Annotated in this window: 27 protein-coding genes and 1 riboswitch; of the genes, 10 read left to right on the top strand and 17 right to left on the bottom strand. The window is 63.3% G+C overall.

The window, feature by feature from the left end:
• Positions 1-19: 19 nt before the first annotated feature.
• A complete protein-coding gene (locus IF803_RS11435; protein ID WP_461192201.1) occupies positions 20-652 on the bottom strand; it encodes a DUF2865 domain-containing protein in 633 nt (210 codons plus the stop codon).
• Between the two features lie 91 nt (positions 653-743).
• Positions 744-1,574 (bottom strand): L,D-transpeptidase, encoded by an 831-nt coding sequence (locus IF803_RS11430; protein ID WP_461192200.1) that lies wholly within the window; start codon positions 1,572-1,574, stop codon positions 744-746.
• Positions 1,575-1,801: 227 nt separating this feature from the next.
• On the opposite strand from IF803_RS11430, the gene IF803_RS11425 reads away from it, so the two are divergent.
• The 3 genes from IF803_RS11425 to IF803_RS11415 all read left to right on the top strand — a co-directional run bounded on the left by IF803_RS11425 (position 1,802) and on the right by IF803_RS11415 (position 3,969).
• Entirely contained in the window at positions 1,802-2,914 is a 1,113-nt protein-coding gene (locus tag IF803_RS11425) for an AI-2E family transporter (RefSeq protein WP_028342252.1), read from the top strand.
• Between the two features lie 76 nt (positions 2,915-2,990).
• Entirely contained in the window at positions 2,991-3,362 is a 372-nt protein-coding gene (locus IF803_RS11420) for an ElaB/YgaM/YqjD family protein (protein ID WP_016842979.1), read from the top strand.
• A 166-nt stretch (positions 3,363-3,528) separates the two neighbouring features.
• Positions 3,529-3,969 carry a hypothetical protein gene (locus tag IF803_RS11415; RefSeq protein ID WP_461192199.1) on the top strand — a complete coding sequence of 147 codons (441 nt, stop codon included), beginning with the start codon at positions 3,529-3,531 and terminating at the stop codon, positions 3,967-3,969.
• Between the two features lie 175 nt (positions 3,970-4,144).
• Here IF803_RS11415 and IF803_RS11410 read toward each other — a convergent pair whose 3' ends face one another.
• The 3 genes from IF803_RS11410 to IF803_RS11400 all read right to left on the bottom strand — a co-directional run bounded on the left by IF803_RS11410 (position 4,145) and on the right by IF803_RS11400 (position 6,390).
• Positions 4,145-4,537, bottom strand: coding sequence for a hypothetical protein (locus IF803_RS11410; RefSeq protein WP_038386124.1), 393 nt, complete (start codon positions 4,535-4,537; stop codon positions 4,145-4,147).
• Between the two features lie 660 nt (positions 4,538-5,197).
• Positions 5,198-5,380: a hypothetical protein gene (locus IF803_RS11405; RefSeq protein ID WP_016842983.1), complete on the bottom strand. Its 183-nt coding sequence runs from the start codon at positions 5,378-5,380 to the stop codon at positions 5,198-5,200.
• 83 nt (positions 5,381-5,463) lie between these two features.
• Positions 5,464-6,390, bottom strand: coding sequence for a DMT family transporter (locus tag IF803_RS11400; protein ID WP_461192198.1), 927 nt, complete (start codon positions 6,388-6,390; stop codon positions 5,464-5,466).
• A gap of 185 nt (positions 6,391-6,575) precedes the next feature.
• Between IF803_RS11400 and IF803_RS11395 the strand changes: the two genes are divergently transcribed.
• Positions 6,576-8,582 carry a tetratricopeptide repeat protein gene (locus tag IF803_RS11395; protein WP_461192197.1) on the top strand — a complete coding sequence of 669 codons (2,007 nt, stop codon included), beginning with the start codon at positions 6,576-6,578 and terminating at the stop codon, positions 8,580-8,582.
• A 66-nt stretch (positions 8,583-8,648) separates the two neighbouring features.
• Here IF803_RS11395 and IF803_RS11390 read toward each other — a convergent pair whose 3' ends face one another.
• The gene (locus tag IF803_RS11390) at positions 8,649-9,329 is read right to left on the bottom strand and encodes a transglutaminase-like domain-containing protein (protein ID WP_157347171.1); all 681 of its coding nucleotides are present in this window, start codon (positions 9,327-9,329) and stop codon (positions 8,649-8,651) included.
• Positions 9,330-9,475: 146 nt separating this feature from the next.
• Here IF803_RS11390 and IF803_RS11385 point away from each other — a divergent pair, with 146 nt between their 5' ends.
• Complete coding sequence (locus IF803_RS11385) at positions 9,476-10,084, top strand: hypothetical protein (RefSeq protein ID WP_461192196.1); 609 nt, start codon at positions 9,476-9,478, stop codon at positions 10,082-10,084.
• Here the strand turns inward: IF803_RS11385 and crcB are convergent.
• From crcB to IF803_RS11365, 4 genes are all read right to left on the bottom strand, one after another.
• Entirely contained in the window at positions 10,081-10,467 is a 387-nt protein-coding gene (gene crcB / locus IF803_RS11380) for a fluoride efflux transporter CrcB (RefSeq protein WP_461192195.1), read from the bottom strand. The two genes, IF803_RS11385 and crcB, sit on opposite strands and share 4 nt — an antisense overlap.
• Complete coding sequence (locus tag IF803_RS11375) at positions 10,464-10,637, bottom strand: hypothetical protein (protein WP_225161321.1); 174 nt, start codon at positions 10,635-10,637, stop codon at positions 10,464-10,466. The genes crcB and IF803_RS11375 overlap by 4 nt, the downstream gene beginning before the upstream one ends.
• 67 nt (positions 10,638-10,704) lie before the next feature.
• Positions 10,705-10,765: riboswitch (Fluoride riboswitch) on the bottom strand.
• 61 nt (positions 10,766-10,826) lie between these two features.
• On the bottom strand, positions 10,827-10,949 hold the full coding sequence (locus tag IF803_RS11370) for a hypothetical protein (protein ID WP_461192194.1): 123 nt from the start codon (positions 10,947-10,949) through the stop codon (positions 10,827-10,829).
• 37 nt (positions 10,950-10,986) lie between these two features.
• Positions 10,987-11,163, bottom strand: coding sequence for a hypothetical protein (locus IF803_RS11365; RefSeq protein ID WP_196238195.1), 177 nt, complete (start codon positions 11,161-11,163; stop codon positions 10,987-10,989).
• A gap of 185 nt (positions 11,164-11,348) precedes the next feature.
• Here IF803_RS11365 and IF803_RS11360 point away from each other — a divergent pair, with 185 nt between their 5' ends.
• Positions 11,349-11,591: a hypothetical protein gene (locus IF803_RS11360; protein ID WP_028342259.1), complete on the top strand. Its 243-nt coding sequence runs from the start codon at positions 11,349-11,351 to the stop codon at positions 11,589-11,591.
• 27 nt (positions 11,592-11,618) lie between these two features.
• Here the strand turns inward: IF803_RS11360 and IF803_RS11355 are convergent, their stop codons facing one another.
• The 3 genes from IF803_RS11355 to IF803_RS11345 form a co-directional block, all read right to left on the bottom strand.
• Positions 11,619-11,759: a hypothetical protein gene (locus IF803_RS11355; RefSeq protein WP_155258615.1), complete on the bottom strand. Its 141-nt coding sequence runs from the start codon at positions 11,757-11,759 to the stop codon at positions 11,619-11,621.
• Between the two features lie 57 nt (positions 11,760-11,816).
• Positions 11,817-12,698, bottom strand: a complete 882-nt coding sequence (locus IF803_RS11350) for a DMT family transporter (protein WP_461192193.1) — start codon at positions 12,696-12,698, stop codon at positions 11,817-11,819.
• A gap of 124 nt (positions 12,699-12,822) precedes the next feature.
• Positions 12,823-13,545, bottom strand: a complete 723-nt coding sequence (locus tag IF803_RS11345) for a TetR/AcrR family transcriptional regulator (protein ID WP_461192192.1) — start codon at positions 13,543-13,545, stop codon at positions 12,823-12,825.
• A 115-nt stretch (positions 13,546-13,660) separates the two neighbouring features.
• On the opposite strand from IF803_RS11345, the gene IF803_RS11340 reads away from it, so the two are divergent.
• Positions 13,661-14,884, top strand: a complete 1,224-nt coding sequence (locus IF803_RS11340) for a cytochrome P450 (protein ID WP_461192191.1) — start codon at positions 13,661-13,663, stop codon at positions 14,882-14,884.
• A gap of 84 nt (positions 14,885-14,968) precedes the next feature.
• Here IF803_RS11340 and IF803_RS11335 read toward each other — a convergent pair whose 3' ends face one another.
• Positions 14,969-15,781 (bottom strand): response regulator, encoded by an 813-nt coding sequence (locus tag IF803_RS11335; RefSeq protein ID WP_016847263.1) that lies wholly within the window; start codon positions 15,779-15,781, stop codon positions 14,969-14,971.
• A 270-nt stretch (positions 15,782-16,051) separates the two neighbouring features.
• On the opposite strand from IF803_RS11335, the gene IF803_RS11330 reads away from it, so the two are divergent.
• Together IF803_RS11330 and IF803_RS11325 are read left to right on the top strand one after the other, a co-directional pair.
• Positions 16,052-16,255, top strand: coding sequence for a NepR family anti-sigma factor (locus IF803_RS11330; RefSeq protein WP_018269610.1), 204 nt, complete (start codon positions 16,052-16,054; stop codon positions 16,253-16,255).
• Positions 16,255-16,803, top strand: coding sequence for a sigma-70 family RNA polymerase sigma factor (locus tag IF803_RS11325; protein ID WP_016847265.1), 549 nt, complete (start codon positions 16,255-16,257; stop codon positions 16,801-16,803). The genes IF803_RS11330 and IF803_RS11325 overlap by 1 nt, the downstream gene beginning before the upstream one ends.
• A gap of 88 nt (positions 16,804-16,891) precedes the next feature.
• On the opposite strand, the gene IF803_RS11320 is transcribed toward IF803_RS11325, so the two are convergent.
• Complete coding sequence (locus tag IF803_RS11320; RefSeq protein WP_461192190.1) at positions 16,892-19,801, bottom strand: EAL domain-containing protein; 2,910 nt, start codon at positions 19,799-19,801, stop codon at positions 16,892-16,894.
• Positions 19,802-20,017: 216 nt separating this feature from the next.
• Between IF803_RS11320 and IF803_RS11315 the strand changes: the two genes are divergently transcribed.
• Entirely contained in the window at positions 20,018-20,383 is a 366-nt protein-coding gene (locus IF803_RS11315; protein WP_304498475.1) for a methylamine utilization protein, read from the top strand.
• Positions 20,384-20,402: 19 nt separating this feature from the next.
• On the opposite strand, the gene IF803_RS11310 is transcribed toward IF803_RS11315, so the two are convergent.
• Together IF803_RS11310 and IF803_RS11305 are read right to left on the bottom strand one after the other, a co-directional pair.
• Positions 20,403-21,386: a hypothetical protein gene (locus IF803_RS11310; protein WP_028342265.1), complete on the bottom strand. Its 984-nt coding sequence runs from the start codon at positions 21,384-21,386 to the stop codon at positions 20,403-20,405.
• A 504-nt stretch (positions 21,387-21,890) separates the two neighbouring features.
• Positions 21,891-22,919 (bottom strand): cytochrome-c peroxidase, encoded by a 1,029-nt coding sequence (locus IF803_RS11305; protein ID WP_051003091.1) that lies wholly within the window; start codon positions 22,917-22,919, stop codon positions 21,891-21,893.
• Positions 22,920-22,975 lie beyond the last annotated feature (56 nt).

Below are 22,975 nucleotides of genomic sequence, written 5' to 3'. Positions count from 1 at the left end.
CGCCCGCGTGCGATCGACGCTACTCGCGTGCCAGCACGGCCGGCCGGCCATATTTGGCGCGGATGCGATCCGGCGCCGGCGTGAAGTTGAGCTGCGCGCCGCGCCGGTCCGGACGGCTCACCGACATTAGCCCGTCCTTGCCGGCAACGATGTCGCCCTTGCGCAAGGTCGGATCGTCCTCGATTTTCACCGCGGCGAGGCCGACCGAGTCCTTGCCGTTGCAGGTGCAGCCCGAGACCAGCTCGTCGCGATAGCGGAACGCGTTCGGCAGCTCGGAATACGGCTTGCCGTCTTCCGTCGCGGCGTTGTCGATATTGCCGCCATAGACCACTTCGGTTGCGCTCGCCGGGCAGAAGCTGTTGCAGCTTTCCGCCTTGCTCTGGTTGCCGGTCGCCGCAAGCGGGAAATAGCGGCCGTCGCAGGTCCGCACGCAATAGGCTTGGCCGACGTCATAGCGCGGACGGCGCTCGACCCGCGGCGCCATCGGCGCCGGGCCGTCGTCGAACGGCATCCGGATCACCGGCGGGCGGCCATGCATGAAGCCGCCGAACAGTTGCGAGAAGAAATCCTGAGCTTGCGCTGCAGACGCAAGGGACAGGCCGAGCAATGCCGCCGTCCCGAACGCGCAGCGCCTTACGTGCCGTTTCACCATCACCGACCTCGGTACAATGCCGATCCCCAGGAGCCCCGTTCCGATTGAATCGGAACGCGGCTCTCGATTCTTGTTCTGACGCGTTTTCGCTCTAGTACAACGAGGAAGCCGTCGGGATGTTCATTGCCTGACGCCCGGAAGGCAGCGTCATCGCCGCGGGGCGCGGCCGCGCCGCGGCCGGCCGGACCGAGATCTGCGTCGTGGTCGAGCCGATCTCGCGCGCGGCGAGGTGCGGCGCGTTCTTCGGCAGCACCACGACCCTGGTGCCGACATCGACCCGGCCGAACAGGTCGGAAACGTCTTCATTGGTCAGGCGGATGCAGCCGGACGAGACGAACTTGCCGATCGTCGAGGGATCGTTGGTGCCGTGGATGCGGTACTCGCTGGAGCCGAGATACATCGCGCGCGCACCGAGCGGGTTGCCCGGGCCACCGGCCATGAAGCGCGGCAGATAGGGCTGGCGCCTGATCATCTCGGCCGGCGGATGCCAGTCCGGCCATTCCGCCTTGCGGCTGATGCTCTGCACGCCGGCCCAGGTGAAGCCTTCGCGGCCGACGCCGACGCCGTAGCGGATCGCCCGGCCGCCGCCGAGCACGTAATAAAGTGCGGTGTTGCCGGTATCGATGATGATGGTGCCGGGCGCCTCAGTCGTGTTGAGCGCGACGGTGGTCCGGCGCAGCCGCTCCGGCAGCGCGCCGTCCTCACCGGCCCCACTCGAAGGGTCGTTCATCACCTCGTCGGCGGGAAATGCACCCGGTTGCGTCGACGCATAGCCGAGCGCGGAAGAGCGGACCTGGGCGCTGGCCGACGTGCTGACGACGAGCGGCGTCACCAACAGGACGCTGCCGATGGCAAGAGTGCGGGCAAGGGTTCGCGCGGCGCGCGACGCAAGCCGGCGGCTGGAAACAGGCTGCTGTGTCATGTGCTGCCCCTGGACGGGATGCGCATCGTGGTGATGCGATGCCGGGCCAACGCGCAGGGCCGCGAGTCAGTTCCGCCGCGAATCGTCGCGAGGTCGCGATTGTCAACCCGTCACGTCTCACGAAGCCGCGATGGAACTTTCTCCGCAGCGATCAGTTGTCATCGCGCAATTCGACGCGCGGGGCGACCACGCGACGGGTTTGTTCGTCCTCACGCGGGAGGAGTTCGGTGCGCGCCTTTCCGAGTGAAGACCTGCTTGGCAATGCGCCCGAAGGCACGCCCGTCCCCGACAGCAAGATCGAACTGCCGCCGGTTGTCAGCCGCGCCGAGGCCGTCGCCTTCGCATTGATCGCCCTGCTGGTCATTGTCGTTGTGGCGGTGCTCTATCTCGCACGCGCCTTCTTCCTCCCGATCACCATGGCTTTCATCGTCGGCACCATGCTGTCGCCGGCGGCGAGCATGCTTGAACGCTATCGGATCCCGCGCGCGCTCGGCGCGGTCGTCATCGTGATCGCGGTCGGCGCCGCCGTCAGCTTCATGGTCGGGCTGATCGCCTCGCCGGTGATGGAGTGGAGTTCGCGGCTGCCCGAGCTCGGCGCGATCCTGAGGGAGAAGCTGCATGTGTTCGACCGGCCGCTCGCGCTGTGGCAGGAATTGCAGACCATGGTCGGCGGCTCCGATACGCTGGCCACGCTCCAGCTGCCGAAATTCGAGTGGGTGCAGCCGACGCTGGAATTCCTGTCGCCGACCTTCGCCGAATTCCTGCTGTTCATCGCGACCCTGATCCTGTTCATCGCAAGCTGGAAGGATCTGCGCCGCGCACTGGTGATGGCCTTCAGCGAACGCACGGCGCGGCTGCGTACGCTGCGCATCCTCAACGAGGTCGAGACCCATCTCGGCAATTATCTGCTGACGGTGACCATGATCAATGTCGGCGTCGGCATCGTCACCGGCGCGATCTGCGCGATGACGGGCATGCCAACCCCGGCCGGGCTCGGTGCGCTCGCCGCGACGCTGAACTTCGTTCCGATCATCGGCCCGGTCGCGATGTTCGTCGTGCTGGTCGTGGTCGGCATCATCGCCTCGCCGACCATCGGCGCGGGACTGATCGCGCCGGCATGTTTTGCGGTCGTGACCTTCCTGGAAGGACATTTCGTGACGCCGACGATCGTCGGCCGCAGGCTGTCGCTGAATGCGCTCGCGGTCTTTCTGGCGCTGGCGTTCTGGACCTGGCTGTGGGGTCCGATGGGCGCCTTCCTGTCGTCGCCGCTCTTGATCGTGGCGCTGATCGTCAAGGAGCATTTGATGCCGGTCAATTCGCCGCAGCTGCCGGAAGACTAGCCCCGGTTTCGCATCGGGAACCATGCACCGCGCGGCGCGTTTTTGTTCCAGCACGCAAGTTCTCCGGGAGCCTTCGATGTCGAGCACGGACAGCGCATTTGGGATCAAGAACATGACGGACAAAGCGACCTACGAACGCCTCGAAAAGGATGTCACCGCCGTGAAAAACGATATCGCCGCCCTGACCGAACAGATCACCGACGCGCTGAACTCGTTTGCCAACAACGCGGGCAAGCAGGCCCGCCGCCGCTACAAGGATGCGCGCGCCAGTGCGGAAGATACACTCGACGACATGTCGGAGCGCGGCAGCGCGATGATGGGCGCGGCGCAGGATGCCGCATCCTCGATCGAGGAATCGCTGGAAGATATGATCACGCAGCGGCCGCTGGCGACGGTCGGCCTTGCACTCGGTCTCGGCTTCCTGATCGGCGTCACCTGGCGCCGCTAGGCAATCTGCGGTCTCCGGGGGATGAGCCCCATGGTGGCGATCATGCGAAAACCACCGTTCTGGATGCGATGGCGGCGCTGGCGCGCCGCCGCCGCGTTTGTCGATGCGCTCTTCAGGGCAAGATTCAAGGCAAGAATCAGGGCAAGATTCAGGGCAGGGCTGGTCGATGCTTCAGCGGCTGATCAATGACGTTAAGGATTCCACCGGCAACGCGCTGCGGCTGACGTCGCTGGCCGCGGCCACGGCGATCGCTCTGTTCATCACCATCGCCTTTCTGTGCGCGGCCGCCTTCGTCTACGTGCTGCAGCACTACGGGCCGGTGGAAGCGTGCCTCGCCGGCGCCGCGCTGTTTCTTGTCGTCACGGTGATCGCCGCCAGCGTCTACGTCGTGCGCAAGCGCGAGATGCGCCGCCGCGCCGAGAAGGCGGCAAAGGCCGCCGCGGCCAATGTGTTCGCCGATCCGGTGGTGGTCGCCACCGGCCTGCAGATCGTGCGGGCCATCGGCGTGAAGCGGCTGATCCCGCTCCTGGCGGTCGGCGGCCTCGCGCTCGGCCTGATGGCAAGCCGCAGCGCTGCCAGCAGCGGCGAGGCGGAGGAGGAGGAATAGCCTGCGCTGCCCGGCAAGGTGCAAACCGCAACCAACGATGTCATCGCCCGACTTGAACCGGGCGATCCAGTATTCCAGAGACGATTGTGATTGAGCCGATGGGCCGCGGCGTACTGGATCGCCCGGTCAAGCCGGGCGATGACGCCGTCTATATTAGACCGACTGTGCGCCCTGCTCAGGTCACGCAGCGGCCGGGCTGCAGCAGCTTGGCCACTTCGGTCAGCACGCTGACCACGGGCTCGCAGGCCACCTTGCGGGTGTCGCCGGGCCGTGCCCGAGCCGGCGCTGCGGGGCGATGGCGCGCCTCTTCCTTGGCCACGGGGACGCGGACCAGCACCGATGTATCGGGAAGCCGCTCGACCTTCAGCGCAACGGTCCGGCTCGGCAGGCCGGTGACTGGAACCGTGGCACGGTCGGTCTTGGCGGCGCGATTGACGGCGCTCTCCGGCGCCAGTGCGGTGGTGACCTGCTGGCCGCCGATGAGATCGTGGCCAGATGCCAGCTGGACGGCGCCAAGCGTCAGCCCAGCCGCCAGCGCAGCGAAAATTCCCATCTGAATCTTTGACATGGTGATGTCCCTCGCCCCATGGAAATTCGCTCGACGATCCCTTGGCGATCCCGGACACAACGCGAACGAAACCCGCGGAGTTCTCGCGTCCGGCCATCACTTAACCGTGTACGAAAATATTTTCGCTTGCGAGGAACGACTCAGGGGGTCTGCGAGTCATTGGAGGAGCCGGTTATTCCCCCTGCCCCATTGACCGGCGACGTAGGGCGCGACCGTGGTGATGCCGGTCGCGCCCTGCTCTTTTTCTGGTGTGCCGCGAACGATGCGTCAGCCGGCCTGTCGCTCACCGGTCGCAATCGAAAACCTGAAACCAAAGGCCCGGTCCTCCCACTGGCGAGAGGACCGTCCGCGTCAGGCATTGTCGTTCGCTGGCATGTCCTAGGATCGAACAACCGTCACTTCACGGCATGACGGGCAACGGCCGACGTGAAACTTGATTCCAGTTGTCTGGTCGTCGACGAGCATCAATTCGCTCAAGGGCTCACCGCATTTGCAGGTGACCGTTTTCTGATCGGCAAAGTACATCTGACGTCCTCCATAAGCCTGGAGATTTCTCGTCTTCGGGGCGAGCTCGCTTGCGCCGTGCTCGCCCCCTCGCTTCCGCTCCTTCTCGGTCGGTCAGATCCGGGCCATCCGGATGGTTGGTGTGGCTCCTGGCGCTTATTTCGAAGCGGATTGCGCCTTCCGTGACTCCGCGGCTTCGCGCGCCTGCCGCTCGGCCTTGAGGCGCTGGAAGTTGTCGTAGAACGCCTTCTCGTTGGCGCGATGCTCCTTCATCGCCTGCGATGCGTCTTGCTGACGTTGCGCATCACGGTCCTTGCGCTGCTGGGGAGTAAGATTCATACGACCTCCGACTAAGCTCTTGAATCAACGCTGGATTCAACGCGCGAGGCCGGAAAAGGTTGCACCTTGGGAAGGAACTGGGTCTATTTGCGCAGGCTCGCCCAGACGCCGCCGAGGATCAAAAGACCGCCAACCAGATGGATCAGCTTCGGCGGCTCGCCGAGGATGATCCAGGACAGCAGCGCGCTTGCGATCGGTGCGACGTAGAGCACCAGCGAGCTCCGCACCGAGCCGAACCGCGCGCCGAGCCAGGCGAAGCCCGCATAGGCGATCAGGCCGGGCACGAGGCCGGCGAAGACATAGGCCTCGAACGCCCGGGTGTTGAACACCTCCGCCGGGGTGGCCCACATCTCCTGGAGCGCCGGCGGAAGCGAGCACAGCGCGCCGGCCGCCGAGAACAGGCTGACCCGCGCCAGCAGCGAGGCGCGCGGCGCGACACGCGACTGCAGCAGCGTGTAGCCGGACCAGCCGAGCATCGCGCATACCACCAGGAGATCGCCCCAGGCCGCGCTTGATTGCGTCAGCGTTTCCAGATGACCGCCCGAGACGATCAAGAGCGCGCCGCCGAGCGCCAGCGCCGTACCGAGCCATTGCAGCGGACCGATATGCTCGATGCCGAGCGCCGCCGAGATCAGCAGCACCATGATCGGCGACAGCGCGAAGATCAGCGCGATGTGGATCGCCGTGGTCGTGATGCCGGCGATGTAGACCGGGGCGCCGCACAGGAACATGCCGAGGAAGCCGGCGGCGAGGATCGGCCAGAGGTTCTGCGCCAGCGGGATCTTGCCGTCGCGGATCGCTGCGATCGCAAACGGCGCGAGGCCGATGGCGATGATGCTCCAGCGGAAGAAGGCCAGCGAAAACGGCGGCACCGAGCCGGCAAGGCCGCGCGCCAGAACCTGGTTGGAGGCCTGCCCGACCGCGACCAGGATGAAGCCGATCAGCGCGACCGCGTCCTCCCAGCCTTTGGCGGGGCGGCTGACCTGCGCTTTCGGCGGCTCCGCATCCATGACACCCGCCCAAGTCTCTCGAACTCACCTCGATACCTAAACCAGCTCAACGCCCTTGAACAGATCGGGAACACAACGACCGACAGATCGAATGTGTGGAAAGAGCGAGCCAAGGGTCGAAACCTGAGACGGGGTTTGGATACAGTTTCACATACCAGCCCCCGGCAAGACTAGGAAAACGTGCCGTGACGAAGTCTATTCGCGCATTCGTTGGTCACAGCTTCTTGCCTGAAGACGAAATCGTCGTTCGTGCATTCACTGACTATCTAGATACCTTGGCGGAATCGCTCCCTTCGTTTTCTTGGGACAACGCAAGAAGAGCAGAACCGAACGCGCTGACCGAAAAAGTTCTCGGCATTGCGAAGGATAAGAATCTCTTCATTGGAATTTGCACAGCTAAAGAAAGCGCAGTTCTTACGAAGGCGCTAACTTACGTCTGGCCATGGCAACGCTCCTCCCTGAAAGCCAATATCACACAGTTTTCGTTGAAAACGTCGGATTGGATCCTACAAGAAATTGGCATGGCCATAGGCATGGGCATGAAAACGATCCTCCTGCAGGAAAAAGGAGTGCGTCGTCCCGGTGGACTTCAAGGCAACACCGAATACATCGAATTCGATCGCGATAAACCATCAGAAGCATTTCCTTCGTTGCTTCAGATGATAAGCAGTATCTCTCCGAAGGAGATATCTGCGCCTATAGCGGCGTCTGCCGAACTAGACACAGAACGAGGCGCGTCCGAAGTTGACCCTCCATCGCCACCTATGCCACTTGACCTTGGAGCGCCAAATGCGACCTGGGACCAAGCCGCCTATAATCTCGCCGCGCTTCGGGCCATAGCGAAGAAAGACCAAGAGGCCTTAGACAAGATTGACGAGGCGTATCGTGAGACGCCTTCAGCGATCAGACATGAAGACGAATGCGCCTGGCAAGCCAACATTGAATGGGGACGTATTCGCTTCGCTTTTGATGGCAGCATCGAGAGACTTGCTGAGCTTGCGAAGAAGAACCCAGGCAGCTCAAAAGTATTGCAATCGCTGGCTAACGCTTACGCCTTCTATAAAGAGCGGCAATTGTCCGCGTCTACATACATTCTAGCAGCCAACGCATCCGCAAGTGTCGAAGACAAGGCAAGTCTTCTGTGCAAATCGATCAAGCAGTATGTTGCTGACGAACATTATGAGATGGCAAGATACATTGCGGACGAGATAAGGAAAACGATTGCGGAAAGCAGCTCAAATGAGTCGATATTTCTCGACGCAACAGCCGACATCGCCAAAGCGGAAAATGATGCGCGGCTCTACGTTGCAACCCTCGAGCGCTTGGTCGAACTAAGACCCGATGACAGCGATTCCAGATTCTTGCTAGCGCTCAAGCAAGGCGAAATCGGAAACAATGACCTGTCTCTAGCAAACTATTTGCGCGTTCCCATCGAGGAAAGGTCTTCAGGCGTTTGGAACAACCTCGGCGTTCAGTTCGATCATTTCAAGTTGCCAGCAAAAGCTGTCGACGCATTTACGAAAGCAGCGGATCAAAATGAAACGCTTGCGATGAGCAACCTAGGATTCCGATACGCGGAACAAGGATTCCTTTCTGCCGCTAGAGAACTAGGTGATCGAGCAATTGAGATTCCGAATCATCATAAGAACATACACGATCTGATCTCGCGCCTTTCCGAGATACCAGAGTCCAAGGAGAAGAGCGAAAGCGCTGTCCTTTCATCATCTAAAGCAAAGGGTGATTTCTATCGCGAGGTAGGTCGGGCCCTGGGCCAATCAGACGCAACCGAAACCGTGATCTCCAACTTGTGGCAGAGCAAAGAGTCCTCGTTGAGAGCCTCCAAAAGTGAGAAGGGGATTGAAATATCGGGCTCGTTTGAGCGGGACAAGAATCCTTTCACCGGTCTGCTTAGTCTAATATCATCACAACATGGAAACACCGCAAATAGTCAGCCCCAAAAGGTTACACAGCACATTCGCTATGTCGGTAGATTTTATGGGCGGGCATTTTTTGGAACAGTAACTCGACGTTCCGAGGGAGGAACGCTCTTGTCGGATGCGGACAGCAAGCACGAAATACTCATGTTCTTGTCAGTTGACGGCTCGGTCCTAAAGGTGCTCGAAGCAGAGCAACAAGCTGATCCACGATACTATGATCTGAAATGCGAAGCTCGTGCCTTAAGCTCTGAATAGCCACCGGACGTTGACGACCCAATCGATGGGCGAGCACCTATTTTTAGGAACTCCCTCATCGCCCTCTCACTGCTCGGCCGCCTCGCGCTCCATGTCGCGGCCGGCGAGATCCTCGCCCTGCATGTTGGCGTATTCGCGCGCCATCTCGCGCATCAGGAATTTGGCGGGGACGTCGTGATAGCTGCCGTGGTCGTTGACATACTGCATGTAGGCGCGCCCTTCGCCATCGAAGGGATGCAGCAGCGCGTCGGCGTGGCCGTCGAAATCGAGCGGCTTGACGCCGAGCTTGGCGCACAGCGTGTCGTTGAAGGTCGGGGTCGCCTTGCGCCAGGCGCCGTCGACGAACACTTCGGTAAAGCCGTGCCAGGTGAACAGGTCCGAGCCCATGCTCTGGCGCAGCTTCTCGGTGGTGAGATGGTTGCGCACATCGGCGAAGCCGACACGCGCCGGGATGCCGTGGACCCGGCAGGCCGCGGCATAGAGCGCCGCCTTGCCGACGCAGTAGCCGTTGCCGGCGGCGAGCACGCTCGAGGCCCGGTAGCTCTCGGGCGAGCGCATGCTGACATAGGGGTTGTAGCGGATGCCGTCGCGCACCGCGGTGTAGAGCCGGCGCGCCTTGTCGCGCGCGCTGGCGTCAGACGGAACGGCGGCGCGGGCGAACGCCTCGACGGCGGGATGGTCGCTGTCGACATATTCGCCAGGATCGGTGTAGAGGCGGCTGATCGTATCGGGGAGCTGCTCGGTCATGGCATAAGCTTAGCAAGCCATCTGCGCAGTTCAATGCAGCACGTGCGGCCCCGCCCGCAGCCCTGCCCCGCCGAAGCCCCTGTCTCTTATACACATAGTTCGTCGGCAGCGTCAGATGTGTATAAGAGACAGGACGTGCGAAATGGATGCCGATCCCGATCAGGAACGGCGGCGCAAGCGCGGCCGCGATCATGAGCGCGGTGATCGACTTCGGCGTCAGGATGTCCAGCACCATCGACGCCAGCAGCCACAGCGTGGCAGCAATCACCGCGACGTCGACGTGCTTCATTCCTTGGTCTTTCCCTTGGTTCCTGGCTACCATTCGGGTTCCATCCTACCGGCTGGTCCCGGACGCGCCAAGGATTCCGGGCGGCAGACGGTACCTCCGGCCCTTCACTTTTTTGGAACGGCGCTTGTTTGGAACGGCGCCTGCGCGGGCCACGTTGGTCCAGATCAAACCTTGCAGATCAGACCTTGATCAACCGAGCACGGAGGCCGCGATGGGCAACTCCAGTGACATTCACAGCGGCGTCGACCGTCCCGCCAGCCGGAACGGCGTCAACGACCCCGTCGGCGGGGTCGATGTGAAGCGAACCTTCAACGACAACCAGACGCCGCACGAACGCGCGCAATGGGCCGCCGATGTGCGTGCCGACGCCACGCCGAAGCGCGGCGAGCCGTTCCTGCCCGAGGCGCTGCGGCGGCGCCCGACGTCGCCGATCAATCCGCGCACCGGCCGCCGTGCGACTGACTAGGCTGTGAGCGCCCGCACCAGCAGCAGGCCGCCGAACAGTGCGAAGATCGAGAGCGCGACGGAGGCAGCGATATAGGAGCTGGCCGCCCACAGCTCGCCGCGCTGCATCAATACGATCGCATCGAGCGAGAAGGTCGAGAACGTGGTGAAGCCGCCGCAAATGCCGACGGTGAGAAACACCCGCATCGCCTGGCTGGCATTCCAGCTCAGCGCGAACGCCTCCGCGAAGACGCCGATCAGGAACGAACCCACGATATTGATCGCCAGCGTGCCCCAGGGAAATTCCGTGCCGACCAAGCGCCCCGCGCCGATCGCCACCAGATAGCGCGCGACCGATCCCAGCGAACCGCCGATCGCGACCGCCGCCAACAACTGAACGTTCAATGCTCCACCTTTCCGGCTCGCCATTCGACGAAGCCCGCCACCAACCCAAGCACGAAGGTCGCGGCGACCAGCTCGCCCGGCGCGCCGACCAGCAGGGCGACGACACCGACGAGCCAGATCGACCCGACCAGCGACAATGCGATTGAGAGTGAACCAGGAAGACCCGTCATGCGCTGTCCCTTCTCATTCGCGGGACACGGCGGGTCGGCGGGGGCCACGCTCCTACCGACGCTGTCGCGTCCGGTAGGAGTCATCAGCCTTGCGGCGGTTATCGGGGGACTCCATCCCCATCAACATGGCGATGGTAGGCGAGCGGAGCGGCAGGAGCAAGTGGCCGTGCCGCCGTTTCGCTTCTCGGCTTAACCGGTCGCCGACAGCATCGCGTTCAGTTCGACGGCTGTCTTCAGCTGATCGATGCGCGCGGCAATCGACTCGCGCTCAGCTCCGCGCGGCAATTCAGCGAGCAGGCCTTCAAGTCTCACACGATGTTCCTCGAGGCGTTGCTCGAATGTATGGGGTTCAGATCGCTTCCGCTTTTGAATCGTCCTCTGCATTATCGACCTTTGGCGGTTGAAGACCGGGGCTGTTGGCCCAGCGGTCCAGTTGCTCAATGACTTTCGCGTGGCTCGGGCGCCGCGGTTTCGGGGCTTCCGGCTCATCGGACAGCTTGCGGGGAAGCTTGACTTGGTTGGCCATAGCATCTCTCCAGCGACTTCGACATAACGAGACGGGCAGCCGGATCGTTCCCAAATTTTTTATCTAAGTTATTGATTTCATTTGTTAATCCTACTCAATTAGCATTTTTGTCTCAACCGGTGGAACCTCACGCGAGTTTGGCGGTTTAGCAAATTACTCAACAAGCTAAGTCTGGGTGTTTTGCGATGAATGAGCTTCGCGCTGAACGGCTTCAGGTCATGCTGTCGCCAGAGGAGTTGGCAGCCCTCGACGATTTCCGGTTCAAGCACCGCATGCCGACCCGCGCCGCGGCGGTCCGCGAGCTGCTCAAGCTCGGTCTGGCCGGCGTGGGCACCGACGGGGCGGCAGGGGTGAAATCGAGCGATTATGGGGTGTTTGACCGGGGGCCCGATGGGCACACCCAGAGCGACGCGCCGCAAGAGGATTGACGGCGCGCTGGCACAGCATGGTGGCGATCAACCGGCGGCGAACAGGTCCACAATCGCCTTCAGGATGCACACCACGAGGGCCGACGTGAACATCGCCGTGCCGAGATCTGCGAGATAAAGCAGTTGCGCCCTCTGCTCAGCATCAAGCCGCGCGATCGCTTTGCGCATGGCCAAGCTCCCTTTTCGGGAGAACGCAATGCGCCGATGTCCGTTCCCTGCCTCGCATCAGGCCCGCTGCAGCGCCAGCGTCACGCCGCCGAGCGTCAGTGCCATGGCGCCGATCTCGCGGAGCCCCAGCGGCTCACCGAGAATGATCGCGGCCGACACCACGCCGATGACCGGCACCAGCAGCATGCCCGTTGACGCCGATGTCGGCGGCAGGCGGCGCAGCGTCTCGAACCAGGTGAGATAGCAGATGCCCATCGGCATCAGCGTCATGTAGGCAAAGCAACCGAGGCCGAGCGGCGTGATCGCGGCATAGTTCGGATGCTCGAAGAGAATGCCGAGCAGAAGCATCGCGAGACAGCCGATGCCGACCTGCCAGGCCACCACCGCGAGCGGCGGCATCGGCAGCGGCTTGCGATTCAGCACATTGCCGAGCGCGAACAGGATGGCGCAGGCGAGCGCCAGCGCGATACCGGTGAGCTTGTCGGCGCTGAACGCAAAGCCATTGCCGCCGAGCAGGAGCGCAACGCCGGCGACGCCGAGCACCAGCGCCGCAAGATCCCGCAGCGTCGGGCGGCTGTGCAGCACCGGCCAGGCGAACAGCATCGCCCAGATCGGCATCGTGTAGGCGAGTAGCGCGCCCTCGCCGACCGTGACGAATTTCATCGCGATGGTGCCAAAGCCCATCCAAGCGAAGACATTGGTGAAGGAGGCGAACAGCAGCCGCGGGATCGCCTCGCGCGGCACGGCGAGCGACTGCCCGCGGGCCAGCGCCAGCGTGGCCAGGATCACCGCCGCGCAGGTGCCGGCAAGCCCACGGGCGAACAGCGGCGGCCATTGCTGCAGCAACAGCTTCATCAGCGGCCAGTTCAGGGCCCAGCCGAAGGCCGTCACCAAAAGGCAGAGAAAGCCCACCGTTCTATCGCGCTGCGTCATATCCATGGGCCGCGCTTAGCAGGCGAACGCACGGGATTCCACATCGCTTGGCGTATGAGGGGCGCATCGCGTATGCAGGGACGCGTGGCACGCGCGAATAACCGGGCATGGACCTTCGGACACCGCGCCGTCAGGCGAAGGTGCCGATCGTGACCCGCGGCCAGCCGTCGCTTTTCCGCGCGGCGGCAAGCCTGGCCGTCCAGGCATCGATCAGGCTGGCGATGAGCAGGCGGCCGGTGCCGCGCATGTCGGGCAGTTTCATGGTCGGCGTGCCGAGCGTGAGCGCGACCACGCCGTGGGTCGCCGCCAGCAGTGCGGTCGCGAGCCGCTGCGGCAGGCCAGGCGCCGGCTCGGCGCCATGTGCCGCCAGAAATTCCCGCACCGAGATCACGAACAATTCGTAGCTGCGACGTGCGATCTCGGTCTCGCCGAAATAGACTCCGTCGGGAAAACGGCGGTCCTCGATCGTACCGGTCATCGAGAACAGCGAGCGGAAGTGATCGGGATTGTCGGCCCAGTAATCGAGATAGGTTTCCATCACGCGCCGCAGCCGCAGATCGCTGTCGGCCGTCTCCGCGCGGACCCGCTCGAGGCGTTCGGCGACCGCCTCGAGGTTCTGCTGCTTCACCGCGAGCAGCAGCAACAGCTTGGTCGGGTAATATTTGAGGACGGTGCCCTTCGAGTAGCCGATCGCCTCGGCGATCTTCTGGATCGAAACGGTCTCGAGCGTGCCGGCGGCGAACTCCTTGCGCGCGGTCTCGAGGATCAGCGCCTTCAGCGCCTCCTTGTCGGCCTCCTGGCGCGCCCTGCGCTGAAAACGCCGTGCGCCTTTGGCTCGCTCCACGATCGACATCCCCATCTGCCTCGCGCCTCCATGCCGCGCACCCGCCCCGATGGCAACCCCGCCCTTGCAATATGCAAGTTAATTGACTATGGTCAATTAACTAATGACAAGACGGGAGGATCCGATGAGCACCGATGCGAGCCCCCATGCGAACCCCCTTGCAGGCGAAATTGTCCGCAGCGATTTCGATCCGTTCAGCGCGGCGACGCGGGCCGATCCCTACGGCACCTATGCGGAGCTGCGTGCCGCGGCGCCGGTCATCCGCCTGACCAAATATGACATCTGGGCGGTGCCGCGCTTTGCCGAGGTCAAGACGATCTTCGGAGACCATGTACATTTCAGCAACGCCGGCGGCGCGGGGCTCGCGAACCACTTCACGGAAAAGCCGTGGCGGCCGCCGAGCATCGTGCTGGAAGCCGATCCGCCGCTGCACACCCGAACCCGCGCGGTGCTGGCGCGGATCCTCTCGCCCGGCGCGATGCGGCGGCTTGCCGATGACTTCAAGGCGATGGCGACGCGGCTGATCGACGGGCTGGTCGAACGCGGATCGTTTGACGCCATCAAGGACATCGCCGAGGTGTTTCCGGTCAGCGTGTTTCCCGACGCGCTCGGCATCGACCAGGAGGGCCGCGAGAACTTCCTGACCTATGGCGCGATGGTGTTCGCCGGCTTCGGGCCCGAGAACGACTATTTTCGCGATTTGATGCAGCAGGCGCCCCGCGTGCTGCCCTGGGTCGCGGCGCGCTGCCAGCGCGAGGCGCTGCGCCCGGGCAGTTTTGGCGCGCAGGTCTATGAGGCGGCCGACGCTGGGGAGATCAGCGCAGAGGAAGCTCCGCTGCTGGTGCGTTCGCTGCTCTCGGCCGGGCTCGACACCACGATCAGCGCGATCGGCATGGCGCTGTACACGCTTGCGCGCCATCCCGAGCAATGGTCGCTGCTTGCAGCCGATCCGTCGTTGTCGCGCGCGGCATTCGACGAGACGCTGCGCTACGATTCACCGGCGCCGTTCGTGTTCCGCACCACGCCGCATGACACCGAGATTGCAGGCGTCGGGATCGGCAAGCACGAGAAGGTGCTGCTGCTGCTCGCCTCCGCCAACCGCGACGAGACGCGCTGGGAGCATGCCGACCAATTCGACGTCAGACGGCGGCTCTCCGGACATATGGGCTTCGGCGTCGGCATCCACGGCTGTGTCGGGCAGATGGTGGCGCGGCTGGAAGCCGAGGCCGTGATCACGGCGCTCGCCAGCCGCGTCAAGCAGTTCGAGATTGCAGGCGCCACGGCCTTCCGCGACAGCTCGGGCCTGCGGGCGCTCAGCACAATGCCGGTCCGCGTGACGCCGAAGTAACGTCGCGATCGAAGGCTCGCTCAAAAAAAGCCGGCGTACCTTTCGGCACGCCGGTCTGGATTTTGCCGCTTGCGAAAATTCAGCTCATGCCGATGCCGCGCGCGGCGTGCGGTTGCGCGAGTTGCGCTGGAAGAACAGCGCCTGGCTCGCCACCGCCGACACCATCGCCGGCTGGAACGGCTTTGAGATCAGGAATGCCGGCTCCGGCCGCTCTCCGGTCAGGAAGCGCTCGGGATAGGCGGTGATGAACACCACCGGCACCTCGAAGGTCCGCAGCAACTCGTTCACGGCATCAAGGCCCGACGAGCCGTCGGCGAGCTGGATGTCGGCGAGGATCAGGCCGGGCTTCTTGTTCTTGGCGAGCGCCACCGCATCGGAATGCGTACGCGCAACGCCGATGACGTTGTGGCCGAGATTCTTCACCAGGCTCTCGAGGTCCATGGCGATGAAGGTCTCGTCCTCAATGATCAGGACGTCGGTGGCGATCTCGGCGGCCATCTCGCGGCCGGCGGCATCGGTCAGCTTGCGCGTCTCGGCGATATCGGTGCCGAGAATGTAACCGACCTCCTCCTCCGAAAAGCCCTCCAGCGACAGCAGCAGGAAGGCCTGGCGCGGCAGCGGCGTGATGTTGGACAGCCGCCGCTCCGGCGGCAGCGACAGCGTCGCCACATCGGCATTGTCGTTGTTGTTCACCGACACCGAATTCCAGATCTGGGTGAACAGCCGAAACAGGCCGGCGCGCGGCCCGTGGGTCTGGTCCAGCAACGATCCATCCTGCAACAGGGCCTCGAGCATGGCCCCGACATAGGCGTCCCCCGACGCCTGATTTCCGGTCAGTGCGCGAGCGTAACGGCGCAACAGCGGAAGGTGTTCGGCAACGATCTGCGATCGGGACATTCCCACTCCATCCTTGTTCGTGAGGCCTGGTGGCCTGAAACCCGTTGTCTGGGGGCGCCAGAATCCAGTTCTGGGGCGCCCCCGGTTCCCCTGCATGCCCGACTACGCGCGAAAGCCGAAAAAGTTCCACGAAATAGTTCCAGCATTCCGGAACTTTCTGCGCAACTTCGCATTAGCTCCTGACCGACGAGGCAACGCGGCCAGCCTCCTTTTTCGAGGAAACGACTTGGAAATCAGAGACTTAACTCCCGGGGAAGCGTGGATCACATCATGAAGGAAGTAAAGAAGCAGGGCGGTCTCAACGCCGAGATTCAATCGAGAATCGGCCACCAGCTTCGCGCCATGTACGATGACGTGGTGCGACAGGGCGTACCCGACCGCTTTGCGGAGCTGATCCGCAAACTCGACGGGCCGGAGGCAGCGGCGGCGGCCGTCGCCGGGGGCGATACCGACAAGAACAATGGAGGGGACTAATGCCTCTCACGAATGAACTTCGCGACGATATCCTTGCGTCGGTCCCGAGCCTGCGCGCGTTCGCGATCTCGCTGTCCGGTAATGGTGACCGCGCCGACGATCTGGTGCAGGAGACCCTGCTGCGCGCGATCGCCAACATCGACTCGTTTCAGCCCGGCTCGAATCTGCCCGCGTGGCTGTTCACCATCCTGCGCAACCTGTTTCGCTCCGACTACCGGAAGCGGCGGCGCGAGGTCGAGGATGCCGAGGGCAACTACGCCAAGACGCTGAAGAGCCAGCCTTCGCAGGCGGCGCATCTGGAGTTCGAGGAATTCCGCGCCGCGCTCGAAAAGCTGCCGCAGGACCAGCGCGAGGCGCTGATTCTGGTCGGCGCGTCCGGCTTCTCCTACGAGGATGCCGCGGCGATCTGCGGCTGCGCGGTCGGCACCATCAAGAGCCGCGTCAACCGCGCGCGATCGAAGCTCTCCGCGCTGCTTTATGTCGACAGCGCCGAGGATTTCGGCCCCGACAACACCGTGCGCGCCGTGATCGGCGGCAATGGCGGCTAAGCGCGACCACAACGATAAATGAGAAAAGGCGGCCCGCGGGCCGCCTTTTTATGTTGGCCTGCAAGGCCCGGTGACGCTCAGCGCGCCATCAGCTGGCCATCGCCGTCTTGACGGAGGCCGGCTTGAAGCCGTTCCTCAATTCGAGGATCTTGGCCGCAATTTCGGTCACCGGGACCGGGTGACTGAGCAGGAAGCCCTGCGCCTCGTTGCAGCCTTCGGCCCGCATATGATCCAGCTGCTCGACGGTCTCGATGCCCTCCGCGATCGTGGTCATGCCGAGGCTTCTGCCGAGGCTGATCACGGCGCGGACGATCGACTTCGATCCATGCGTCGCGGTCGCGTCGCGCACGAAGGATTTGTCGATCTTGAGCTTGTCGAACGGGAAGCTGCGCAGATAGCTCAGCGACGAATAGCCGGTGCCGAAATCATCCAGCGCGATGCGCAGCCCCTGCGCCTTCAGCTTGTGCAGCGTTGCAAGCGTCTCGTTGCTGTTCGCGAGGAACACGGACTCAGTGATTTCGAGCTCCAGCCGGCGCGGCGACAATTTTGACGCCGCGAGCGCGTTGACAACGACGTCGATGAAGTCGGCATCACGAAACTGGACCGCGGAGACGTTGACCGCGAGCTTCATCTCGCCGGGCCAGGTCGTCGCCTGTTCGCAGGCGCGATTGAGCACCCATTCTCCCAGCGGGCCGATCAGGCCGATCTCTTCCGCGATCGGGATGAACTGGTCCGGCGACACCAGCCCGCGCTTGGGGTGATGCCACCGCAGCAGCGCCTCGAAGCCGCAGATGCGGTCGAGATGGAGATCGTAGAGCGGCTGGTAGAACAACGAGAACTCGTCCTTGGCCATCGCCTCGCGAAGGTCGAGCTCGATCGCCCGTCGCCGCTGCAGGCTGGCGTCCATCGCAGGCTCGAAGAAGCGCCAGGTGCCGCGGCCTTCCATCTTGGCGCGGTACAAAGCGACGTCGGCGTTCTTCAGCAGCTTCTCGCCGGTGGTGCCGTCGCCCGGCGACATCGAGATGCCGACGCTGCATCCGACGACGACGCGATGCCCGTTCAGCTCGTAGGGCGCACCCACGCATTCCACGATGCGGCGCGCGAGGCGCTCGGCCTCGTCTCCGCCCTGGACGCCACACTGGATGACCGCGAACTCGTCGCCGCCCAAACGCGCGACGGTGTCGACCTCACGGACGCAGGCGTTGAGCCGGTCCGCGACCGCGCACAGCAATTCGTCGCCGACCGGATGCCCGAGCGTGTCGTTGACCTGCTTGAAATTATCGAGATCGAGGCAGAACACCGCGAAGCCGAGTCCGCGGCCGACCTGCGCAACCGCCAGCTCGATCCGTTCGGCCAGCAACGTCCGGTTCGGCAGCTTGGTCAGCGCATCGTGCCGGGCCATGAACGCGATCTGCGATTCCGCCCGTTGCTGTTCGGTGACGTCCTCGCAGGTGACGAGCCAGCCGCCATCGGATGTCGGCCGTTGCGCGATCGCAATGATCCGTCCATCGCTGAGATGCTGCAGATAGTTGCCGTCGTGCTGGGCCATCGAGCGCTCGCGCTCCGCCAGCAGGTCGGCGACGGTCCGCTCGCCGTGATTGCCGGCGGCGATGCTCAGGTCGAGCACCTCCTCCATGGTCATTCCGGGAACGACCAGCTCCGGCGATATATCGAAGATCTCGCAGAACCGGCGGTTGGCGACCTGCAGCCGCGCTTCGCTGTTGTAGAGGCACAACCCTTGCGACATGTGCGTGAGCGCCGCGTCGAGCCGCAAATTGGTGGCATGCAGCTCCGCCTTCTGCTGCTTCAGCGCGGAGATGTCGCTGTAGACGAGAACGACGCCGCCCTCCTGCGTCTCGCTGCGGCTGACGCGCAGCCAGCGTCCATCCGAAAGCTGCGCCTCGCTCGCAAAGCCGTCGATGTCACCATCGGCGGGCGCCAGCCTGGCAGCATCGAGCGGATGCGACTGCAGAAGCCGCGGCGAGAGACGGATGAATTCACTCGCGCGCGAGTTGGCCAGCGCGATCTGGCCGTCCGCGTCGAGCAGCACGACGCCCTCGCGCGACGTTTCAAGCGCATCGGAAAGCCGTGCCTGCGCCGAGCGGCGTTGCGATACCTCTTGATTGACCATGCGCCGGATGTTGTCGCGCATCGTTTCCATGGCGGTCAGAAGCGTGCCAAGCTCGTCGGTACCGCCCTTGGGGATGGTCGCGTCGAGGTCGCCGCCGGCGATGCTTCGCGCGGCCCGCGATGCGATCGCGACCGGTCCGATGATGCGGCGCGCCAGCAGCCACGAAAACAGGGCCGACAGAAACAGCGCGACGGTCAGCCCGGCGACGTTGAGCTGCAGGTCCCGCTTGATCGTCGAGAGCGCCTTCTGCCGGAACAGAAAGCCATCGCCGGCCGTATAGTTGACCAGCAGCTCGACCTGCTGGCTGACGATCTTGGAGTAGCGATCGACATCGCCGACCGTCGCACCCGGTGCGCGCGGATCAGCCACCGCGCTTCCCTCTGTGGACGATCCGATCGCGCGTCGGTGCAGCGCCATCCAGGCGTCGGCGGCTTCCTGAACCTTTGCGGCGGCTTGCGCGGCGCGCGAGGATTGCGACCGATCGGCAGCAATAGCCAAATCTTCCGAGAGCGTCTTCGCGAGCTTTTCAATCTGGCCATCGAGATTGGCGCGGATCTCCGGATCCGTGGTCAGCAGGCGCTGCGACGAGGCGACCCGCATCGTGGCGAAATCCGCACCGGCGGCGCGTGCATAGTTGATCGACATCAGGGATTCGTCGAACGTCTTGGCCACCAGATCGCCGGCATGGCGGATGCCGAGGATGGAGTACCCGCCGAGGGCGACCGCAACGGCGCTCATCGCAAGGCAAAAAATCAGAATCTGGCTGCGGATCGAACCCCTGGTCAGGGCAAGACGCGAGAGGCGGCCGGTTGCGAACCGAAAGGCCGCACCGCTCTTTACCTTGAGGTTGCCAAATAGGCTGTCCATGCCCGCGTTTCGCCGTAGTGCTCGATACTCAGCTACGCAGAAACGCGCAGCACTGCGGAAAATAACTGTCTGCTCAAAATTGCCTTAGTAGTGACTGGAACTCATGCTGAAATCGTTAAGATCAGCTGGCGATAATCACCCTTACAGGTAATCCGGGAGCCACGCTTGCAGCCCGGGATAGCCGATATTTGGTGTTCGAGGTTCAGCGGGGGTCTTATGCAGTCAGGCTTGTTGCGCGCCTTGCGCCTGGGCCAATTCGGTCGCGTGCCATTTGCGGCGGCGATCGTCACTGGAGCGCTTGCGGGAGCCGCTTTGGGCGCAGCCCCTTATGTCATTTCGCAGAAGGATCGTGAATTCAAACCCGCGCAGATCTCGATCAAGCGGGGTGAGGTTTTACGATTCGTTAACGATGACGGTGAACTGCTGCATCACGCTTATTTGAGCACCGATACGTTCAGTTTCGACTCGGGCGACCAGCAGCCGGGCAGCAAGTTCGACGTCACCTTCTCGGTGCCCGGCGACTACACGGTGCTGTGTGGCATTCATCCGAAGATGAAGCTCGCCGTCCACGTCGCCAAATAGCCGCCCAGGCGGCGGCGATCTACAGGACCGACGTCTTGAAGATCGCGGCGTGGCCGAAATAGTAGACGAACAAGGTCACCGACAGCGCGGCACAGAGCGCGACCGGGGCAAGCCACGGCGCGCGGCGGTCGCGCGACAACACCTTGTTGTCGGCGACAATCGCAAGCAGGACGGCGATGATCGCCGAATGTCCGATGGTGTCGATCTTGCCGAATTCGAAGCACGCGCTGATGAACATCCCCGTCAGCACGGTGGCGGCGCAGCGCCGGATCAGCGGGGTCCAGATCAAGGCAAAGGCGAGCGTGAATTCCACCATGCCGGCAGCGCGCATGTAGAACTCGTTGTCGAAGCCCAGCGTCATCGCGGAATGCTCGATCAGCAGCGGGAAGCTCCACTCCGGATAGGCCCATTTTTCGACCGAGGCCCACATCAACGTCACCGCGGCGGCGTAGCGCATCACGTCGATCGGCCGGATTCCGAACAGATCCTTGTTCAGCCCGACGAGCGCAAGATAGGCGGCAACACCGAGAAAGATCGGGTAATCGGCGAGGTGAAAGACACCGTAGTCGCGCACGCCGATCCCGAACAGGACCACCATCCCCGCCGCCGACAGCGGCAGCGTGCGGCGTGACAGCATCCCGGCAGCGATCGCAAGTTGCAGCGCGCCCACGAACGGCGACGTCGTCTTCAACTCGGGCGTCAGCAGGATGCCGCCCACGGCCCAGATCGAGATGAAGAAGAACGCGCATACGGCGCGGATCATCAATTCGGTGCGCAGCCGCAGTCCCTCGGTGACGCGGTCCATCACCCGGATCGTGGCATCACCCAGCGAGGTGGGCTCGATCAGGCAACCCGCAAACAGCCAGAAAATGGCGACGCCGAGCAGCAGCTCGAAATCCAGGCAAAGAACATTCTCGAGTCCGCGGGGTTGACCGGCGACATCGTAAGCACAGAACCATTTGACATGTGCCTCGGCACTGCGCGCGGCTACGACACAAAACAAAACCGCTGCAAGGCACGTGGCGAAAAAGGAGCGCACCGCCGAGACGGTATCTCGCGCCCATCCACTAAACATTGAACCAACCGCCCACACACTTAAGGACTTGTTTAACTTATATCAAATTTTACGCTTTGCGCCTGCCGGGACACCCCGTGGTTGCATTGTGGTTAATCATGGCAGGCGAGCCCCCGGCCTGTCCCTTAGTGCAGTCTTTACAGCCGGTTCCCTCAAATTTTAGCTAATTCCGGCACGGGAGCTCAATTCAACTGTCGTAGTCAAATCCGGACAAAATCGGATCGGGAGGCCGGTACAGTGTTCGGAGCGTTGAGCGTCGTAAGTATCGGGGTGGGGTCGGCCCTCGCCTACATGACAAGATCGTCCGCTGCGCGCGCAGCGACCCTCGAGACCTGCGCGGGCGCATTCGTGATCGTCGGGCTCGGCCTGCTGGGCGCAGCGCTGCCGCACCTGTGCTGAACGAACCTCGTTCTGAACCGCGTTGGGCCGAGGTCAGCGCGGCAGTTTGGGGACCCCTGCCACCGGCGGGGCCGTTGCAGTCAGGGTTTGCAGGAAGGCGATGAGGTCGTTCTTCTCGCCTGCCGTCAGGGACAGCGGCTTGATGTCGGGCGATCGGCTCGGCCGATCGATCCCGCCCTTGTTGTAAAGCTCGATGACATCTTCCAGCGTCGCCACCGATCCGTCGTGCATATAGGGCGCGCGGCGCGCGACGTCGCGCAATGTCGGCGTCTTGAACGCATATTTCAGCTTCGCCGAGGTCGGAAAGAAACGGCCGCGCCCGATGTCATGGCCCTTGGCGGTGCCGATATCCTGGAAGGATCCGTCGGAAAACGACGGGCCGCTGTGGCAAGCCGAGCAACGCGCCTTGCCGTTGAAAAGCTCAAAGCCGTGCTGGGCTGACTTGCTGATGGCGGTATCGTCGCCCTTGATCCAACGGTCGAACGGAGCCTCGCCTGCGATGATGGAGCGCTCGAAGGTCGCCAATGACGCCTCGATCCTCGGCCGCGTGATCGCGCCGTCTCCGAACGCGTGGGTGAAGGCATCGACATAGCCGGGGATCGCCGACAGTCGCGCGATCAATTCCGGCTCGGTCATGTTTAGGTTCGCCGGACTGAGGATCGGCCCGAACGCAACGGATTCCAGATCCTTGAACTTGCCGTCCCATCCCAGCGGCTCGAAGAAGGCCACATCGATCAATGTCGGCGAGCGGATCGGCAGGCCCTTGGGATCCTCACCGATGGCGCGCGGAAGGCCGTCGGCCCATGAAAGGGATGGCCTGTGGCAGCTCGCGCAGGAGTGCGTCTTTGACCTCGACAGCAGCGGATCGAAGAACAGCAGCTGCCCAAGGGTGGATTTCGCCTCCGAATAGGGATTGCTGCTCGGGAACGGAACGACGTCCGGCCGCCGATAGCTGGCACGGATTGTCGCAGGGTCGCCCGGCGCCGTCGCCGGGGTCAAGGCAAGCGACAGCCCTACCGGCAAAACTGCCGCGAGCAAGGTCAGGCTGACCCAAAGCCTCATCGGGGTCCTCAGACGGTATCCTGCTCGGTATATGCCCAAGCAAGTTCAACGAAGTT

Source organism: Bradyrhizobium sp. UFLA06-06 (assembly GCF_054820065.1).
Note: the sequence above shows the minus strand (reverse complement) of the source record. Positions and strands in the feature narration are given on the sequence as shown.

Bases quoted from the DNA above. Each gene is read 5' to 3' on its own strand.
- IF803_RS11430 (WP_461192200.1), bottom strand. From the start codon at position 1,574: ATGACACAGCAGCCTGTTTCCAGCCGCCGGCTTGCGTCGCGCGCCGCG.
- IF803_RS11385 (WP_461192196.1), top strand. From the start codon at position 9,476: ATGCCGATCCCGATCAGGAACGGCGGCGCAAGCGCGGCCGCGATCATG.
- IF803_RS11350 (WP_461192193.1), bottom strand. From the start codon at position 12,698: ATGGATATGACGCAGCGCGATAGAACGGTGGGCTTTCTCTGCCTTTTG.
- IF803_RS11435 (WP_461192201.1), bottom strand. From the start codon at position 652: ATGGTGAAACGGCACGTAAGGCGCTGCGCGTTCGGGACGGCGGCATTG.
- IF803_RS11315 (WP_304498475.1), top strand. From the start codon at position 20,018: ATGCAGTCAGGCTTGTTGCGCGCCTTGCGCCTGGGCCAATTCGGTCGC.
- IF803_RS11365 (WP_196238195.1), bottom strand. From the start codon at position 11,163: ATGGCCAACCAAGTCAAGCTTCCCCGCAAGCTGTCCGATGAGCCGGAA.
- IF803_RS11325 (WP_016847265.1), top strand. From the start codon at position 16,255: ATGCCTCTCACGAATGAACTTCGCGACGATATCCTTGCGTCGGTCCCG.
- IF803_RS11415 (WP_461192199.1), top strand. From the start codon at position 3,529: ATGCTTCAGCGGCTGATCAATGACGTTAAGGATTCCACCGGCAACGCG.
- IF803_RS11355 (WP_155258615.1), bottom strand. From the start codon at position 11,759: ATGCGCAAAGCGATCGCGCGGCTTGATGCTGAGCAGAGGGCGCAACTG.
- IF803_RS11375 (WP_225161321.1), bottom strand. From the start codon at position 10,637: ATGACGGGTCTTCCTGGTTCACTCTCAATCGCATTGTCGCTGGTCGGG.
- IF803_RS11320 (WP_461192190.1), bottom strand. From the start codon at position 19,801: ATGGACAGCCTATTTGGCAACCTCAAGGTAAAGAGCGGTGCGGCCTTT.
- IF803_RS11420 (WP_016842979.1), top strand. From the start codon at position 2,991: ATGTCGAGCACGGACAGCGCATTTGGGATCAAGAACATGACGGACAAA.
- IF803_RS11305 (WP_051003091.1), bottom strand. From the start codon at position 22,919: ATGAGGCTTTGGGTCAGCCTGACCTTGCTCGCGGCAGTTTTGCCGGTA.
- IF803_RS11390 (WP_157347171.1), bottom strand. From the start codon at position 9,329: ATGACCGAGCAGCTCCCCGATACGATCAGCCGCCTCTACACCGATCCT.
- IF803_RS11410 (WP_038386124.1), bottom strand. From the start codon at position 4,537: ATGTCAAAGATTCAGATGGGAATTTTCGCTGCGCTGGCGGCTGGGCTG.
- IF803_RS11330 (WP_018269610.1), top strand. From the start codon at position 16,052: ATGAAGGAAGTAAAGAAGCAGGGCGGTCTCAACGCCGAGATTCAATCG.
- IF803_RS11360 (WP_028342259.1), top strand. From the start codon at position 11,349: ATGAATGAGCTTCGCGCTGAACGGCTTCAGGTCATGCTGTCGCCAGAG.
- IF803_RS11345 (WP_461192192.1), bottom strand. From the start codon at position 13,545: ATGTCGATCGTGGAGCGAGCCAAAGGCGCACGGCGTTTTCAGCGCAGG.
- IF803_RS11405 (WP_016842983.1), bottom strand. From the start codon at position 5,380: ATGAATCTTACTCCCCAGCAGCGCAAGGACCGTGATGCGCAACGTCAG.
- IF803_RS11340 (WP_461192191.1), top strand. From the start codon at position 13,661: ATGAGCACCGATGCGAGCCCCCATGCGAACCCCCTTGCAGGCGAAATT.
- IF803_RS11335 (WP_016847263.1), bottom strand. From the start codon at position 15,781: ATGTCCCGATCGCAGATCGTTGCCGAACACCTTCCGCTGTTGCGCCGT.
- IF803_RS11400 (WP_461192198.1), bottom strand. From the start codon at position 6,390: ATGGATGCGGAGCCGCCGAAAGCGCAGGTCAGCCGCCCCGCCAAAGGC.